General features: G+C 67.8%; 13 protein-coding genes. 4 read left to right on the top strand and 9 right to left on the bottom strand.

The genetic code is table 11. The features are described 5' to 3' along the window. Positions 1–277: 277 nt before the first annotated feature. Both ACIBFB_RS19960 and ACIBFB_RS19965 read right to left on the bottom strand, forming a co-directional pair. On the bottom strand, positions 278–682 hold the full coding sequence (locus ACIBFB_RS19960; RefSeq protein WP_397232197.1) for a hypothetical protein: 405 nt from the start codon (positions 680–682) through the stop codon (positions 278–280). 252 nt (positions 683–934) lie between these two features. After that, entirely contained in the window at positions 935–1,579 is a 645-nt protein-coding gene (locus ACIBFB_RS19965) for a hypothetical protein (RefSeq protein WP_397232199.1), read from the bottom strand. A 389-nt stretch (positions 1,580–1,968) separates the two neighbouring features. Between ACIBFB_RS19965 and ACIBFB_RS19970 the strand changes: the two genes are divergently transcribed. From ACIBFB_RS19970 to ACIBFB_RS19980, 3 genes are all read left to right on the top strand, one after another. Beyond that, positions 1,969–3,009: a hypothetical protein gene (locus tag ACIBFB_RS19970; protein WP_397232201.1), complete on the top strand. Its 1,041-nt coding sequence runs from the start codon at positions 1,969–1,971 to the stop codon at positions 3,007–3,009. Between the two features lie 57 nt (positions 3,010–3,066). Beyond that, a complete protein-coding gene (locus ACIBFB_RS19975) occupies positions 3,067–3,714 on the top strand; it encodes a hypothetical protein (RefSeq protein WP_397232203.1) in 648 nt (215 codons plus the stop codon). Positions 3,715–4,411: 697 nt separating this feature from the next. Beyond that, positions 4,412–7,048, top strand: coding sequence for a tetratricopeptide repeat protein (locus tag ACIBFB_RS19980; protein WP_397232205.1), 2,637 nt, complete (start codon positions 4,412–4,414; stop codon positions 7,046–7,048). A gap of 3,181 nt (positions 7,049–10,229) precedes the next feature. Here ACIBFB_RS19980 and ACIBFB_RS19985 read toward each other — a convergent pair. Then, the gene (locus ACIBFB_RS19985; RefSeq protein ID WP_397232207.1) at positions 10,230–11,126 is read right to left on the bottom strand and encodes an FkbM family methyltransferase; all 897 of its coding nucleotides are present in this window, start codon (positions 11,124–11,126) and stop codon (positions 10,230–10,232) included. Between the two features lie 24 nt (positions 11,127–11,150). Here ACIBFB_RS19985 and ACIBFB_RS19990 point away from each other — a divergent pair, with 24 nt between their 5' ends. Next, positions 11,151–11,672, top strand: a complete 522-nt coding sequence (locus tag ACIBFB_RS19990; RefSeq protein WP_397232209.1) for an AAA family ATPase — start codon at positions 11,151–11,153, stop codon at positions 11,670–11,672. Here the strand turns inward: ACIBFB_RS19990 and ACIBFB_RS19995 are convergent. The 6 genes from ACIBFB_RS19995 to ACIBFB_RS20020 all read right to left on the bottom strand — a co-directional run bounded on the left by ACIBFB_RS19995 (position 11,626) and on the right by ACIBFB_RS20020 (position 16,506). Next, the gene (locus ACIBFB_RS19995) at positions 11,626–12,525 is read right to left on the bottom strand and encodes a glycosyltransferase family 2 protein (RefSeq protein WP_397232211.1); all 900 of its coding nucleotides are present in this window, start codon (positions 12,523–12,525) and stop codon (positions 11,626–11,628) included. The genes ACIBFB_RS19990 and ACIBFB_RS19995 overlap by 47 nt on opposite strands. Continuing rightward, positions 12,522–13,697: a glycosyltransferase family 1 protein gene (locus tag ACIBFB_RS20000; protein ID WP_397232213.1), complete on the bottom strand. Its 1,176-nt coding sequence runs from the start codon at positions 13,695–13,697 to the stop codon at positions 12,522–12,524. Before ACIBFB_RS20000 ends, ACIBFB_RS19995 begins: the two co-directional genes overlap by 4 nt. Positions 13,698–13,708: 11 nt before the next feature. After that, positions 13,709–14,407 (bottom strand): hypothetical protein, encoded by a 699-nt coding sequence (locus ACIBFB_RS20005; RefSeq protein ID WP_397232215.1) that lies wholly within the window; start codon positions 14,405–14,407, stop codon positions 13,709–13,711. Further along, positions 14,404–15,561 (bottom strand): glycosyltransferase, encoded by a 1,158-nt coding sequence (locus ACIBFB_RS20010; RefSeq protein ID WP_397232216.1) that lies wholly within the window; start codon positions 15,559–15,561, stop codon positions 14,404–14,406. Before ACIBFB_RS20010 ends, ACIBFB_RS20005 begins: the two co-directional genes overlap by 4 nt. 27 nt (positions 15,562–15,588) lie before the next feature. Next, the gene (locus tag ACIBFB_RS20015) at positions 15,589–15,801 is read right to left on the bottom strand and encodes a BldC family transcriptional regulator (RefSeq protein WP_397232217.1); all 213 of its coding nucleotides are present in this window, start codon (positions 15,799–15,801) and stop codon (positions 15,589–15,591) included. Between the two features lie 249 nt (positions 15,802–16,050). After that, entirely contained in the window at positions 16,051–16,506 is a 456-nt protein-coding gene (locus ACIBFB_RS20020) for an ATP-binding protein (protein WP_397232219.1), read from the bottom strand. Between the last annotated feature and the right edge of the window lie 172 nt (positions 16,507–16,678).

Here is a 16,678-nt window from a genome sequence, read left to right on the forward strand (position 1 = left end):
GAAGGGCAGCCACCGTTGATGGTCGCCGCACGCCCTCCAAGTATGGACGGGAGCACTGACAGTCGAGGCAACGATGACCAAGGCAATCGCGCTCCTGCCGATCACCTCCTGAGCGGTCAGCAACGAAGCGCCACGCCAACTGGCCACCTGCTCCACTCCTGCTCCACTCCTGCTCCGGCGGCACCCGACTCTCGTGGGTGGCGGGAGGCGATCCCAACACACACCAGAACCTCATGACTTCCGGCTCAAGACAAGGCGCAAGCGGTTAACGCCCTCGCTACAGGTCCTCGAACGCTTCCTCACCCGGCCGCCACACCATCAAACTGCGATCGCCAAAGCCGCTGAGCATCGCGATCTCCGGACCGTAGAGCTCAGCCTCGGTCGGATGAAGCTGGACCGCGCCTCTGGCGAAGTCGAGCTTGAGCCCGATGCCGGTCCTCTCCTGCGTGGCGATCACGTTCTGGCCGATGAGAGTCCGCAGCGCCTCCGCCCAGCCGGGCTCTGCAGGGGCGAACCGTCGGCCGCCCAGAATCACGTGGGGTAGAGCGTCACAGGTGAGCGAGGGCGTGGCGCTGGACGCTTCGCTGTCGAACCACATCTGGACGTAGTCCATCACAAACTGCACCGAGTACAGTCGACACCCGACGAGGCGGCCCAGAAGCGAGTTCAGCACGTACACCACAATCAAGACTCTAGACGGCGAGCACGGTCCGATACCCGAAACATCAAGTCGGCGTGAGGACGAACATGGACAGCCCCTGGTGGAAAGGAACAGGGCGACTTGTCGACCGGCCGCGCCAGAGGGTGATTCGTAGTCGGCGAGAACCTCGCGAAGTGCCATCGGAGGCCACCCATCACCCGTGTGTGCTCCGTTTATGCTCCGCAGTTCCGTACTGACACGACACCAGGCGGCACCACCCGGCCCCAGACGACATTACGGATCGGATGGGGTGGCATGAAACGGTACGTAGCGGCTTCTCATCCGATGGCCGCAGGTTCGAATCCTGCCGGGTGCGCCACAAAACCCCAGGTCAGACGGGGTGTATTGCCTCAATGCAGAGAAGGTGTAACGCCGGTGGGTCCAGGGTGGGACCGAGGTGGGACCAACACCAGACCCCGCCGACCACCCCACCTTCTCGTACGCCGACCCGTCCTCCCAGCGTCCCGAAGCACCAGCCAAGCCGTCCACACCGCCCGCAGGCCGCTCGCCTCCGTTGCGCCACGCGGCCACCACTTGGTCAGTCCACACCACCGGCCGCGCGGCCTGGCCGGAATCCAACCGCAGCCCTCGGGCAGGAGTGGAGGACAACAACCGCTCACGCACCGCGGTGTTCAACGCCGCCCTCAGCGTGGCCCGCACCCGCTGCACCGTCACCGGGGAGAGCCGATCCCCGGCTGGCGTGGTGTGGTGGGAGATCGCGTCGAACGCCTGCCGTACCAAGGCGGGAGTCAACTCGCCCAACAGCACACCACCCAGATACGGGATCAGATAGCGGTCGATGTGCTCGGCGTAGCCGACCCTGGTGCGCGGACGCAACCGGGTCCGGGTGTCCAGCCAGTTCCGCAGCCACTCGGCCACCGTCCACACCGCCGGATCCGTCCCGGCCGCTTCGATGCCCTGGGCTCTGCGCAGCGCCGCGCGGGCGGCCCCCCGGGAGGCGAACCCACCACGGCGCACACGACACCGCTCCCCCGGAACGTGCTCCAACTCAACCGAGAAGTACCAACTCCCGTGCCCCCGCCGCCTCAGCCCCGGACACACCCGCTCACCAACACCAGAAGCGCGGCACCCACACCGCCTAAACACCGAACCAGACCCGGACATCACCGTCACCTCCGGGCCCAGTCTCAACCCGAGCAACGGTGCTCAGAGAAGCCGAGTGAGGGGAGACGATTCTGACGTGCATCACGGCCTCCGCTCTCCGGCACAGGACAGGATCCCCAGCGGTAAGGGTCTACAGTGCGCCCATGACAGACACCGACTCCCCCGATGGCCGGGTCCCCCTGCTGGGCCAACTCGCCGGCGAAGGCTGGTTCATGAACATGGGCGAGGTCGCGGCGACCACATCGCTGACCTGGCTGGCGGCCGATCCAGGACTCCGCGCCGCGATACTCGCGCACCTGGGAATACGGGCCGGCACCGACCTCACCGGCGTGGAACAACTCCTCCCCGAGTCGGTGCACGAGGACAGGTCCCGACCCGACATCGCGATGCTCGACTCGGACGGCCGCACCATCGCCCTGGTCGAGGCCAAGTTCAGTGCACCACTGACCGACGAGCAACTGGCCGCCTACCTCGACATCCTCGACCGGCGCTCCGGCCCCCATCGCGGCGCCCTGTTCGTGCTCGTCCCATCCAGCAGAGAAGCCGAAGCGCAGCGGACCCTCCAGCGGACGATCAACGCCCGGTCCCAGACCGTGGCACACGCTGTGATCACCTGGGACGAGTGGCTCACGGTGTGGGCCGGCGTCGCCGAGGAATCCCGTGACCCCGTACTCGCGGGCGATCTGCGTCAGCTGAGGGCCATGTGCCACACGCTGGGCGGACACGTGATACCTCCTCTCACCGATACCGCCACCGGCCGGGGCTGGCAGGAACGGGCAGGCGACCTCGCCAAGATCGTGGACGCCGTCACAGCACGGTTCCTGGGCTCTCTGAGCCCCCGCGATCTGCCGATGCAGGGAAACCTGGGGGCGAAGCCGTGGATGAGATACCGGTATCTGCCGATGATCAGCCAGGAGACCTGGGTGCAGGTCGGGGCCTGGGGCAGGTTCGCAGACGAGGGGCTGACCCCGTTCTGGCTGATGCTCCACAAGGACGACAAGGGATCGGGCGGATTCCAGGCGGCCCTGCAGCGACTCATGGCCTCGGAGCTGTCCCGCAAGGTCCGACGCGATGACGGACACGCGTGGGTGCCTCTGGAGGTGCCCGGCGACGCCGGTGAGCCGGAGCTGGTCGAGGTCCTCGCGACGAAGGTGAGCACTGTGCTGGGGATCCTGAAACCGTAGTCACGAGTCGGCGGCGGGGCGTTCCGTGCGCTGCCGTGCGGCTGTAGGTTGACCGGCATGAGCAACTGGGGCAGCCGGTTCGGGGCGTGGATCGAGCACCTGAGGCGCACACGGCCGGTGTTCCAGTCCAAGTCGGACCTGGTGCACTCCCCCGCCCACAGCATCCGCGCCTGCGACCCGCCCCTGGAACTCCACCCCGGTGAAGGCCGGGGAACCGAACGCGTGGACCTGCGCGTGTCCATCCCCGCGTCGGGGGTGCACCTGGCCCTGCGGCTGCGCTACCCCCGGGCCGCTTGGACCGGGACCGTGGCGGGCGAGCGGTTCGCCCTCAAGAACCACAGCGCCCAGGACCTGACCTGCTACGACGTGGTCCGCGACATCCGCGACCTGGAGCAGCTGAGCGACCACCACCTGGGCTGGAGCGGCGGCGTCCTGCTCCTGACCAACGACCCCCTGTACTGGAAACACCCCGACCACCACCGGCCCGCCATCCACGACGCCTTCCGCCTCTACGAAGGCGCCCACCTGGCAGGTGTCCGCGCCTGGCGCCCCTACGCCGGTCAGGGCACCACCGCCAAACGCGAAGAGGCCCTCGCGCTGCGCGGCGCGTACCGGTGCACGTGGTCGTGGTACTCCCGGTTCGAAGGCCGCCGAGGCGACTTCCGGCTGCTGACCGTCCCCATCGGCAGACGAACGCCTCCGTGATACTCACCTCGCGGGTACCGCACGGTCAGCGGCCGAACGCCGAACGAGAACCTCGCGAGGTGCCATCGGACGCCGACAACAGGCCGTGTGTGCTCCGTTCGTGCTCCGCAGTTCCGTACTGACACGACACCAGGCGACATCACCCGGTCTCAGACGGCACGGCGGATCGGGCGGGGTGGCATGAAACGGTACGTAGCGACACGTGACGGTACGTAACCAGCGAACTTCTAATCCGATGGCCGCAGGTTCGAATCCTGCCGGGTGCGCAACAAAATCCCAGGTCAGATGGGGTGCGCGAGTCGAACAGGCGAGGTGCGGAGCCCGTCTGGGGGCCTGAAATGCTCCTGGTGTGCTCCCCAGTTCAAGGTCCCGTACAGGTGGGCCCCCACCTCGCGGAGCATTTTGCCCTCCCGTGACCGCGTGGACCCGGCCTGGGGCACCCACCCCCGGTCCGCCCACCAGCGCCCCACAGCCGCCCCGACGCCGTCGCGTGGGGACTCTGAGGTGCCCCGGGCACGCCCTGCCGCCCCACCGGCCGCATACGGCCGATTCCACGGGGCGCACCCGCACCATCCACACCACAACGCGAACCGGGAACCTCCAGGGCAGAGTGGCCGTCGAATCACAAGAAGCACAGCTTCACCACCCGGCCCCTGCCCCGCCCAGGTCGGTGACCAAGCACAGAAAAAGGTCCCCCATGGCCCCTCACCCAGGCGACTCCTCCAACAAGGCGGGCAAGGACGAACACCGCCCCCGAGGTGCCGTCCCACAGACCCGCACCACCCTGCCCGAGCCCACTGTCGGTTTCTCCGGCCGAGACCGTGAACTCGCCGCGCTCCTGGAGATGCTCAACCCCGACAGCGAGGACGGTTCCACTGGTGTGCTGATCTCCGGGACAGGCGGGATCGGCAAGACCGAGCTGGTCATGGCCGCCGGACACACCGCACTGCAACGCGGCTGGTTCTCCGGGACACTGTTCGTGGACCTGCGCGGCCAGGACACCGACCCGGCCACCGCTGACCAGGCACTGGAATCCCTCCTACGGGCCCTGGAAGTGCCCAGCGCAGACATTCCGCCACTTGTCGCTGGCAAGCAGGCCCTGTACGAGTCCCGACTCGATCACAACGCCGCGGAAAACGGAGGTCCGCTGCTGGTGATCGCCGACAACGCCTCCGACGCGGCCCAGGTCCAGCCCCTGACACCCCGAGCGGGGAGCCACCGACTACTGATGACCGCTCGCTCAGACATGGACGAGCTCCCCGTGCATCGTCTGCCCCTGGACACGCTCTCCACTGAGAACGCGGTGGCACTGATGGCCTCGGTGCTGGATGTCACCAACGAGGCGGATGAACGCGTGGCGGCCGATCCCGCCTCCGCACGGGAGATCGCCACCGCCTGCGGGGGACTGCCCCTGGCACTGTGGATCAGCGCGGCGATGCTGCGCGACGAACCCGACCGGCCCCTGTCCCACCTGGCCGCCGACCTCACCGGGCATCAGGAGAGTTCGTGGGCCACGGTAATCAGGTCGAAGTGGTGGCGTCGCACCACCGAGCGTCAGGAATATTCGGAGTCCTCAGGAGACACTGACCGCGCCATCACCCGTCTGTTGGACCATGCCGTAGCTGCGCTGCCATCCGGGCAGCGGAACCTGTTCATCCTCCTGGCCGTCGCGCCGGGACGCGATATCACCAGCGCCGCCGCAGCGGTCCTGATCGACGCCACGCCAGAGGAGACCTCCCACCTGTTGCGGGAGCTGGCCAGTGCCCGACTCGTCAACTACTCACCCGGCACGGGTCGGTGGAGCATGCACGACCTGGTACACACCTACGCCCGAACCCGCACCAACGTCGGGCACGGGGGCTACCATCGTGACGCGCTCCTCCGGCTGCTCGACCACTACAAGGCCACGGCCAGGATGGCCGTCGCTCATCTGGAGCCGCCCTCTGGTGGTGAGAAGCCGACGGGATTCACCGATCGCGAGGAGGCCCTGGCGTGGCTTGACGCCGAACGGACGGTGCTGATCGACGCGGTGCACACCGCTGAGCGGATCGGTCACACCCGGGTCGCGATCGATCTGCCATCGGAGCTGGCGTCATACCTGCAGTGGCGGAGAGCCTTCACCGACCAGATCAGCGTAAGCACCGTCGCCCGTGAGACCGCCCACCGTACCGGTGAACCCGTGAACGAAGCGGGAGCCTGGAACAACCTCGGCACCGCGCTGCGAGAGTTGCGACGGTTCGGGGATGCCATCGAGGCTCTTCGCACCGCCCGGGCCCTGTTCGCCGAGTCGGGTGCTGAGAGCGGCGAGGCCACGGCAGGGGGCAACCTCGGAAACGTGTTGTGCGACGTGGGTCGGTTCGAGGAAGGAATCGAGGCGCACCAGCGGCGCCTGGCCTACTGCCGGAAGGTCGGTGACCACCGAGGCGAGGCTATGGCGTCGAACAACCTCGGTGCGGCGCTGAACAATTCACAGCGATTCGAAGAGGCCATCGAGCTACTCAACACCGCCCACACTCTGTGCGCCGAGATCGGTGATCGCCGCATGGAAGCAGCGGCCCTCAACAACCTGGGCACGGCTCTGCGCGAAGTGAACCGTCTGGAGGAGGCCGTCACCGCTCACAGGAGCGCACTGGCCTGCTTCCAGGAGATCGGAAACCGCCACGACGAGGCCGGAGCATGGCGCAGCCTCGGTAATACACTCCGCAAGCTCAAGCGGTTCGAGGAGTCCGCCAGCAGTCTGGAGAAAGCCCGTACCTTGTACGCCGAGGTCGGTGACCGCCGTACCGAAGCCGACACGTGGCACAATCTCGGCCACGCACTGCGAATGTGCGACCGTTCCCAAAAGGCTGTGACCGCCCTCCAGAACGCCCGTGCCCTGTACGCCCAGGTCGGTGATCGCGGCGGCGAGGCCGGGGCGTGGTACAGCCTGGGAGCGGTCCTGCACAACACAGGCCGGTTCGAGGACGCCATCGCCGCCTACCAACACGAAATCGCCTACCGCCAAGAGACCGGTGACGCCGAGAGCGAAGCAGTGACGTCGTACCAACTCGGTTCGGCTCTGCGCAAAACAGGCCGGTTCGAGGAAGCCGTCGCCGCCTACCAGCACGTTATCGCCTACGGTCAAGAGACCGGTGACGCCGAGGGGGAAGCAGAGGTGTGGTACAGGCTCGGCTTCGTACTGCCCGAACTCGGGCGGTTGGACGAAGCCAAGGAGGCCATGGAGAAGGTGCTGACCTTGTCTGCCGAGACCGGCAACGACCGTCGGCAGGGTAGCGCGCGCCGCATGCTGGACTGGCTGCGCAAACAGACAGGCGGTGCCCCCGAAGGGGCCTGAACTGCTCGTATTGTCGCTGGTGGGTGCAGGTCCGACCCTGCACCCACCAGAGCTCCTGGTCATCCCACGCTCAACGGACGAGGTTCCTTCTTACTTCCACCGGGTGTCCGCATCGGCGGATCAGCCGGATGACCCATCTCGTCCAGGGGACCTTTGATCCGATGGGGAACACGTACCCGGCCACGAGGGAACCCCAGGCCATCACGGGTGAACCTCCCGCGTGGCCCGCGGCCGGTGGCGACGTTTCGCTCCTGGTGTGCTCGCCGGTCCCGCACACCCGCACCCCGTCCGATTCGGGCGATACGCCCTCATCCCTGGCCAGGGCCACAGACGCCCCTGTCCGCCCCACACACCCCGGACGGGGGACCACGGGACCACCATCAGCTGTGGAACCGACGTGGGCCCGCACAGCCCCGACATCGGGGCGACCGTGGCCACGGGATCACCACCCCACCAGCCACCACCACGGCGCGACAACGGAAACGAACAGGGCCTCCTCTCCCCCACCGGCCCCCTCCCCCACCTCACCGTGCTTCCTCTTCACGGCCCTGACGACGACACCCAGGCAGCGCATGCGACACCCGGCCACCGATCTCGCTGAGCCGCACCACGACAAGCCAGGCCCGTTCCGCCTCGCCTGCCCCGCCAGTCCGTGGAGGGACCACTCGCAGTGCTCGACACCGGTACCCGTCCACCACACGGGCCCGGGTGATCTGCGCACCGTCTCCACCAGTCCCACCGCGCGCCACGAAACGGACGCTTCAGTACAGACCCTTGGAATAAGAGAAGAGAACACGAAGAGATCAAAGAGGAGGAAGGATTCGAGGTGAAGACGAACGCATACGAGGGATACAAGGGCGGGGCGCCCGACGCTCGTCGGCGGGCGCCCCGCCCCCTACGTGAAGATGACGACCCACCGGGTATAAGTCTGGGTTGTCAACGGCCCACCCAGACCGGCCCTGACCTGCATGGATAGTCGCCTGTGGGTGGGCCGATCTAACTGGCCCACTTACCGGAACCTGCACAGGGCCACTTACCGGCGTACTTACTGGCGGCGCCATGGGCCCACTTACCGGACACACTCAAACATGAACATCGCGCCCACCATGCTCGTGTTTCTTCTCCGCGCCGCCCACCTCGAAGAATCCCCGCAACGAACCCGACACCACCTCCCACCAAGACCAGAAGGACCATCGGCCCGAGACCGTCAGCGGACGCCGGTGACCACCGAGCGGATCCCGCCCACCAGACGGCGCGGCCTCGCCACGCATTCGCGCACCCCACTCCGGAGGAACCACCCGCTTCCATCAGCATCAGTTTCTACTGATGTATGTCCAGGAAACAGCCAGGAGACGTTCTCGTAGACACGGTGGGGAACGAGCCTTTGAACAACAGGTGCGGGCAGGGTCGCCTCGCGCTCGTCGCGGGCGGCCCCGCCCGCCCTACGTGAAGATCACTACCCACCGGGTTTCAGTCTGGACACGCGTTGGCCCACCTGAATAGCCCCTGACCTGCACTGATAACGGCGCCAGGGTGCTCCGTTCAAAGCGGCCCTCCCGCAGGCGGAGTCACAGGCAGAGTCACAGGACTACTGACCGGCGGAGTCACAGGCGAAGTCACAGGCCCTCGTTCGGCCCCCGCCACACGCCCGCCACGGCACGCACCGACCGACGCCACCGGCGCGGCACGCGAACCAGACCACCTCAACCAACCCGCCACAAGAACACCCACCGCCCCGACCAACAGACCTCCAGAAGATTCCTCTCCAGGGCAACCAGCAAAAAGACCAAGGAAGGAACCCGAAGAAATATCGACGCCGCTCGCTTCCATTATTAGTTTCTCTTGAGTACTTACAGGAAACAATCAGGAGATGTTTTCGTGGGCACGGTGGGGAGCGATACTGTGAGCACGTGCGGGCGGGGCCGCGCCGCGCTCGTCGCGGGCGGCCCCGCCCGCCTACGTGAAGATCACTGCCCACTTGGGTATGAGTCTGGACACGCGTTGGCCCACTTGAACCCCATCTGACCTGCGAAGATGCTGCTGGAGGGGTGGGCCACAGGAGCGGCCCAGGCGTCGGCCCACACGACGGCCCACCCGTTGGCCCTGGTTCAAATCGTGTTCACTCTGGGTTCAGCAGCCCCTCCCGGGCGCGATAAACACCCGAAACCATTCCAGAATTCTCCTCTTCCTGAGCCCTTTCGATAGCGCACGGCCGACCTGCAATACCAGGACGAGAACGAAGAACAATCCTCGGGGTGGTGCCGACCACGAGCATAGTCGGCACCACCCCGAGGAGCTCACTCCCACCGATCAGGAGGTCATGGCCTGCCAATCGCGTACGAGACGAGCCAGTTCAGCGAACTCACCCTCCCCACCACTCTCAAGAACCGGAGCGGGAGCGGGTGGTGGCCCGTGAACGGTGGCCAGGAGGTCACCGTGACCAGCCCCTGCAGGTGCTTCGGTGCGGTCGCGGAGGAAGCGTTCCTCCGCTCGGGCGAGGTAGGGGCGCACCCCACGGACCCCGTCGTCGTTCACACACCACCCACGCCGCCCCACATACGGGTCCCGCTGACGCGGCACCACAGACGCTTCCTCTTGCGCCCCGGTCCCCGCGTGAGTAAGCGAAGCCTCCCCTTGCCTCTCGCCCGCCGCCTTCTCCCAGACGGCTTTCCAGTCTGTCCGGGCACACCGCTCCGGACCTGGTCGACGAGATTCGGGCTCTGGTGTTAGCGGAACGGTTCGGCTTGTCGGGCCACAGAACACGGCGGCGAGCACCGCGCCGAGCACCCAGCACACGTGTTCGCCCCACCCCTGGCGGCGCTTGCGGTGCCGCCCGATAGACTTCTCCACGATTTCCTCCTGCTCTCTCAGGTGGGAATCACGCCCCAGGTCGGTGTTCACAGCACCGGCCCGGGGCACCCCTATCTTCTCTTCTTCTCCAGCCCCGGCGAGGCTGGCCCTTGTCCGTGCGTGGGCGGGCGAGTGTCAATGGCTCCGAGGTCGCGCGTCCTCGGAACTGCGCTTCCCACCCACAAACCCACACAAATAGACACAACACACCACAATTCCTGAGAAATGGGTGTCGAGCCTGGTCAGGGCTGGTCGATGGTCGCTTGGGTGGCCGGGAACCTTCAACCCCTTCCGCCCAGAACAGTTACCAACCCCAAAAGAGGGGTTGGGGTCACAGGTATGCGGCGTCAATCCGGGAGAACACCAGGTCGCTCATCTCGGTGACTTCCCGCTCCCACCGTCGCGGCGGTTCCGGGGCTCCGATGGCCGTGAGGTAGGTCGTCGGGTCGTAGTCGTTGGCGATCCGGTAGGTATGAAAGCCCGCCGCCCGTAGTGGCCCGATCACGTCTTCGACTTCCAGCCCCTGTTTGGCCAGAGTGCGCGGTGTGATCTCGATGATCAGTTCGACGTCGGGCCGCAGCAGGTCGAGGAGGGGTGCCAGACTCTGGACCGCTGCGGCTTCGGCTCCTTCGACGTCGATCTTGATCAACCGCGCATCGCGGATCTCGGCGGGTGTGAGGATGTCCGGGAGCGGTGCGGCGTCGACGTGGAAGGCCTCGTGCACGTGCCGTGGCCGGATCGTGGAGGCGCCGCCGAGGTTGCCCGGGTCGGCCAGGAACATCTCCACACGGCCGGGTTCCTCCGCGATGGCCTGGTCGATAGTGCGGACGTTGTGCGCCTCGTTGAGCAGGAGCGTTGCCTGGAGGTGCTGGTGGAAGCGCGGGACGGGTTCGATCGCTGCGACGTGTCCGGGCGGGCCGACGAGGTGGGAGGCGAGCATCGTGTAGTAGCCGATGTTCGCGCCCACGTCCACGAAGGTGTCCCCCGTGTTGAGGCGGTGGGTGATCCACGCGGTCAGGTGGGGTTCCCAGGTGCCGAACGTGTAGAGGTAGCGCTGGATGATGTCGCTGGTGGTGACCGGGACATGGGCGCCGAACCGTGTCGAGGCAGTGGTGGTGACGGGGTTGCGTAGGAGGTCGTCGTCCAGCCAGCGGATGGCGCGCTGGGGGATGAGGGCGGGTGCGCGTTGGATCGTGGTTCGTAGAGTTGCTCGTGTGAAGAACTTCATCGGCGGCTCCGAGGAGGAGGGTGTGTGGGACGGGTTCCTACGGTGTTTCTGCTGGTCGGGTTGACCGGGTCGGGCAAGACCACCTACGCGCGCACGGTGCTCGAGCCGTCCGGTGCGGTGCGGTTGTCGGTGGATGAGGAGGTCCACCGACGGCACGGCCGGTACGGGGTCGACTACCCGGAGTGGGAGTACTTCGAGCGTCAGGCCCCGGTCGTGGACTGGGTCCGCGACCGTCTGGTCGAGCTGCTCTCCCAGGGGCGTGACGTGGTGTTGGACCACGGTCTGTGGCGGCGCGGGGAGCGGGAGGAGTGGAAGAAGCTGATCGAAGCCTCAGGGGGCCGGTGGCGGCTGCTGTATTTCCCCGTGGAGCAGGAGGAGCTGCTGCGGCGTCTGGGCGAGCGGAACCGTCGCCAGGACGCCAACGCGTTGACGGTGACGGCGGAGGCGTTGGCGGACTTCGTGGCCCGGTTCGATCCTCCCGAGGGTGAGGGTGAGGAGGTCATCGCCGCTGGTTCGTTCCCGGCGGGGCCGGCCGCCACTGGGTGAGGATCGGGTGGGCCTCGTCCTGCCAGGTGGACGGGGTGTGGTCGAGTGTGACGGGCCGGAAGGCGAGTGCGGGGTCGGTGGTGTCGATCCGTCCGTTGTTGTCGCGCAGATGGGTGAGGAAGCGGGCGGCTTCGTGGCGTACGGCCGGGCTGGTCTCGGTCCAGGTGCCGCAGGTGAAGCGGGTGATCCTGCGCCTGAGGTCGGCCTCGACGCCGAAGCGCCATTTGAAGTGGTGCACCACGGCGACCTGACCATCAGCGGGGTGGTGGCCGGGTGCGCGGTGGTTGCCCGTGGAGAGAGGGACGTGGGCGCGGGCCAGGACGATCTTGAGGGGGTCGCCCAGCAGGAGCCGGTGGGTGAGCCAACCTCCCAGGGGGTAGGCGGCGTCCAAGTCCTCTCGCCAGCCCTCCCCCTTCTCTCCGGCAGTGTGTTCTCGTGAGTGCCAGGCGGTGAGTTCTCCGGTGCGGGTGACGCGGTCGAGCATGAGTCCCCGTACGACGGTGTGATCGGCCTGCTCCGCGGTGGCGATCGCTTCGTCCAGCGAGGTGGCGAAGGTGTGGAACTCATCGCTGTCAGCGATCAGGTGCCACTCCTCTCCTGCCTCGGCTCGGAGGCGGTCGCGCAGGTGGGCGTTGGTGGTCTCGTGCCAGGGGCCGTGTTCCACCAGGGCAGGGACGATCCCGCAGCGGGCCAAAGCCTCGCGTAGCCGGTGTTCGGTGCCGGGTAGGGCGTGTTCGGGCAGGTGGAGGGCGAGGTGGAAGTCGTGAATGCCGAGGGTGCGGTAGTGCTCGATCCATGCTTGGAGCAGGGGTGTCTCGACGGGGCCGATCACGGCGATCAGGGGCGGGGTCATGGCATCAGCTCCTTCAAGAGGGCGAGCATCTGGCGTGGGGTGCGGAGCCCGAGGTCTTCGGCAGCGCTGGACGGCGGTGTGGGTGGTGGGTGTAGGGCGGCCTGGTCGAGGGTGTCGGCGAGCGTGACGGGGTCACGGGGAGGGACGACCGTCGCCCAGGCGCTGACGCGGCGGGTCAGGTCGGGGTCGTGGTCGGAGACCAGGAGCGGGACTCCGAGGCGGGCGCAGTCGGCGACCAGTCCGGACTCCTTGCCCACACCGGGGTGGCGCAGGACAGCGGTGAAGCTGCTGGCGGCGTAGACCTGGCGGATGTCAGCGGGTGTGAGCGGGCCGGGCAGGGTCCTCAGCGTGACCTGTGGGGCTGCGGCGATCCTGTGTAGAAGGTTCGGGTCGGTGGGCTCGCCCGCGACAAGGACGTGCAGTGGCTGGGTGAGGCGTTCCAACGCGGCGACCGTGGTGGTCATGTCCTTGTGGGGCCACCACCCACCCACCAAACACAGCACCGGCACCGTGTCAGGGATACCGAGGGCGCGGCGGGCCTGGACACGTTCGTCGTCGGTGATCCGCTCCTCGGGTGCGGCCAGGGCGAAGGGGTGGACGGTGGTCCGCAGCTCAGGGAAGCGTTCACGGACCTCACGCTCTACGGCTCGGGTCGGGCACACGGCCACGACCTGCCTGGGTGAAGCGAGGTACCCGAGTGCCCGTAGGGGGCGGTCTTCGGTGGTGTTCACCTCGTGGACCACCCGCAGGTGCGGGGTGCGTGACAGCAGGTAGGCCATCCCGTGGAGGGCCTCGCTGGCGGTCAGGATCACGACCACGTCGGGTTCGTGCCTCAGCACGTGGCGGGCGGTGCGCAGGGAGGCCGCTTCGACCAGGCACCGAGCGGCCAGGGTGATCTGGTGCGGCAACCGGCGGTGAGGCAGCAGGCGTCGCGCGATCGCGGCGACCCGATGTGTCCCTTTCCCCAGCGCGAGGAGAAGCCTCCCCGCAGATCCTCCGGGCCGGGTGAGCACGAATGCCCCGTGTTCCTGAAGCATGCTGTGGAAGTGTGCGGGCATTCCCTTGAGGGTGACCACGACGACCTGGAGGCCCTCGGCCGTGGCCGCTGCGGCGAGGTAGACGAGGGCGTCCTGCCAGTGGCCCGCGTGCTCGGTGGCCGGTTCAACCAACACCACCGCCCGCCTCACAACCGCTCCCGAGCGGAGACAGCCTCGAACTGGGCGCGCAGCCACACGGGATCGTTCAGCCGTTGCCAAGCCAGGCTGTTGGCGGTTGTGGTGTGGGCAAACTCGGTGCCGTCGGCGGCTCCGCGCCGCACCCACGACGTGAACCGGCCTCCGACCGGGGCAGTCCAGGCGCGGATCTGATCGCGGGTGGTGTCGGAGTCGGCCCCGTACTCGCAGCCCCGGGTGAGCATCGCGACCTCGCGGAACGCGGCCTTCCAGGCGTGGTAGGGGCTCTGGTCGAAGCGGGTGGTGCCCGCGACCTGGGTGGAGAACTCGACCCTGCCGGGCAGGGCAGCCAGGACGTCGACGGCCTCGCCCAGGTGGCGGAGGGAGTCGCGGCGGATGAGCTTCATGCCGCCGTAGCCGTAGGTGCGGCCGGTGGCGGGGTTGGTGGCCTTCCACACCCGCATCGCCACGCCTTCGGGCAGGGGTTCGGGGTCGGGGGTGAAGGCGGGGTGGATGTGGAAGTCGCCGTCAGCAAGCAGGAAGGTGTCGGTGTCCACGAGTTCGGCGGCCAGTTGGTAGGCGCGGCGCATGCCGACCACGCCGTGCAGGCGCTTGACCGGCCGACCCAGGACGCGTTCCAGGTGGGCGTGCAGGTCGTTGGCGAGGGGCTCGTCGAAGGAGAGCATCACCGCGTCGGGGCGGGGGTTCACCTGATCGCCTCCAGGTAGTCGGCGGCTACCTGTTCGGGGGTCAGGTTGCGGGTGGAGTCGTGGGCGTGGCGGCTGTGGGCCTGCCAGAAGGCGGGGTCCTCCACGAGCCGGTCCACGATCTTGATCGCGCTGTCGAGGTCGGCCGGGTCGAAGAGCAGGTCCTCGTGGACGGCCTCGGCCATCCACGCCATGCGGGGCGCGATGACGGGGACGCCCATGGCGTGCAGGTCGATGATCGACATCGACCACGTGCACCCGGGCCGGAACGGCGCGAACCCCACCGTGGTGTCGGCCAGCAGGGTGCGGTAGCGGTCGCGGTCGCCTCCGTCGCCGCAGACGGTGACGCCGCAGATGGCGTCGAGGCGGGCCAGGGCGTGTTCGGGGCTGGGGTCCAGGGCGACGCGGTCGGGGTCGCGACGGCCGAAGAGGTCCATCACCCGCAGCAAGAGCCCGTTGGCGGTGACCCGGCGGGCCAGGTCGATGAAGTGGTCAGTGCCGTAGTGGCCGTAGAGCCGGTGGTTGTACAGGCCCAGGGCGTGCTCGGGTGCGGTGGCGTCGGTGCGGACGAGGCGGGGGTCGCGGGGCGGGGGCACGATGTGGACTCGGTCGTGGATGTTGGCGCGGTAGGTGTCGGAGGCGGCCAGGGTCCAGTCGCGGGCGGTGCGGGAGTGGACGAGGATCCGGTCGCAGGCGGACAGGCCGCTGGCGAAGGCCAGACGGATGGGCAGTTCGAGGCCGCCGTCGCTGAAGGCGGGGTCCTTGACCAGGCGGCCGTGTTCGTCCAGGGAGAAGGGCAGGTAGTGGCAGTAGCCGACGACCTGGGCGGTGCTGTTGGCGTCGAGCATGGCCGCGCGCACCGCGGGGGCGGCTTCGATCTGGTTGACCACGATGGTGTCCGGGCGCATGGCGCGCAGGAGTTGGGCGAGGTAGCCGACATCGTGGGTGACGCGCACCCGGTACTTGCTGGTCGCGGTGGGTGGGGGCACCATGTGGCGCACACGGGGGTCGCTGACCGGGGTGGGACAGACCAGGGTGATGTCGCATCCGGCGTCGGTCAGGGCGCGGGTGAGGATGTCGGCGTAGATCCATCCGGAGTCGGCGCTGAGCTTGGAGGCGTTGGAGACGTTGAGCAGGTACAGCAGGGACCTGGACATGGGGACTGCTTTCTTCGTCGTCGGGGGTCAGTGGGCGAGGAAGGTGCTCGCGGCCAGCAGCGCATCCACCTCGTGCTTGAGAAAGCGGCGGTGGCCACCGGGGGTGCGGAAGCTGGTGATCCGGCCTTCCTTGGCCCAGCGGGAGACGGTCCTGGAATCCACCCGGAAGGTTCGGGCGACCTCACCAGGGGTGAGTGCGTGAACGGTGCCGGGAGCGAGCGGTTGCGGTTCAGCGGACATGGCGAACAGGGGTTCCTCTCCGAAGGTGTGAAGGGTCGGTGTTACCGCGCTCGGGATCTGTGCAGGCTGCTCGGTCTATGCGGGCGATCCGGTATTCGCGATGGCGGAGGTTCCGGCGCAGGTCTTCGGGGGTGGGCGCGTTCACGGTGGGCAGCGAGTCGTCCACATGCGCTGGCGCTCGCGTTGGGGGACACGAGGGCTTCGTCGCGCTCCTGGTCGTGGTGGACGTTCCAGGCCACGGCGCCGCCCTCATCGCGCGGGTGGCAGGTGACGGTCGAAGATCCCCCAGACAGTGAGGGCTCCTCCGGCGCAGCCGTCCCACTCCCAGTACAGAGCGAGCTCCTCCAAGCGCCGCAGCCCGAACCCGTGCCCCGCGGGTACTCCCTCGGCGGAGGGCTCGCCAGCGGGAACCGGGAAGGTGAGTGGTGCACCCGGACGGGGGCCGTCGTCGGTCACCGCCAGCTTGAAGGTGAAAGGTTGCTTCTCCAGCCTGATCCGCACCGTCCCACCCAGCAGGCCGGACGCGGTGTGCTCCAAAGCGTTGCTGTGGAGGATCGCCAGGGCCTCCAACAGCCGCTGCGCCTGGCTCCCGAGCGGGCCGCATCGCGGGAGCAACCACCGGGCGGCTGTGCGGATGTGGTGCGGTTCGTGTCCGAACGCGGCGATCCACGTGTTGGGGTCAGCACAGCTGATCCTGCGAGGCAACGTCGAGCTCCTGATCGCGGCACTCACTCGTCCCACCCACTCCTCTCTGGCAACCGGGGCGCTCGGCCGACGGCGCATCGGCGTCACGCCCTTTAGCAGGAGAATGCGGGCAGGGAAGTACTCGGCGTAAGGCTGACCGGATAAGCCGTGAATCTTCCAGGAGGCTCTGGAA

Source organism: Nocardiopsis sp. NPDC050513, from assembly GCF_044457925.1.
In the GTDB taxonomy this organism is placed as follows: domain Bacteria; phylum Actinomycetota; class Actinomycetes; order Streptosporangiales; family Streptosporangiaceae; genus Nocardiopsis.

Coding starts and splice junctions, on each gene's coding strand:
- ACIBFB_RS20015 (WP_397232217.1), bottom strand. CDS start 15,801: ATGTCCGCTGAACCGCAACCGCTCGCTCCCGGCACCGTTCACGCACTC.
- ACIBFB_RS19975 (WP_397232203.1), top strand. CDS start 3,067: ATGAGCAACTGGGGCAGCCGGTTCGGGGCGTGGATCGAGCACCTGAGG.
- ACIBFB_RS19995 (WP_397232211.1), bottom strand. CDS start 12,525: ATGACCCCGCCCCTGATCGCCGTGATCGGCCCCGTCGAGACACCCCTG.
- ACIBFB_RS19980 (WP_397232205.1), top strand. CDS start 4,412: ATGGCCCCTCACCCAGGCGACTCCTCCAACAAGGCGGGCAAGGACGAA.
- ACIBFB_RS20010 (WP_397232216.1), bottom strand. CDS start 15,561: ATGTCCAGGTCCCTGCTGTACCTGCTCAACGTCTCCAACGCCTCCAAG.
- ACIBFB_RS19985 (WP_397232207.1), bottom strand. CDS start 11,126: ATGAAGTTCTTCACACGAGCAACTCTACGAACCACGATCCAACGCGCA.
- ACIBFB_RS19970 (WP_397232201.1), top strand. CDS start 1,969: ATGACAGACACCGACTCCCCCGATGGCCGGGTCCCCCTGCTGGGCCAA.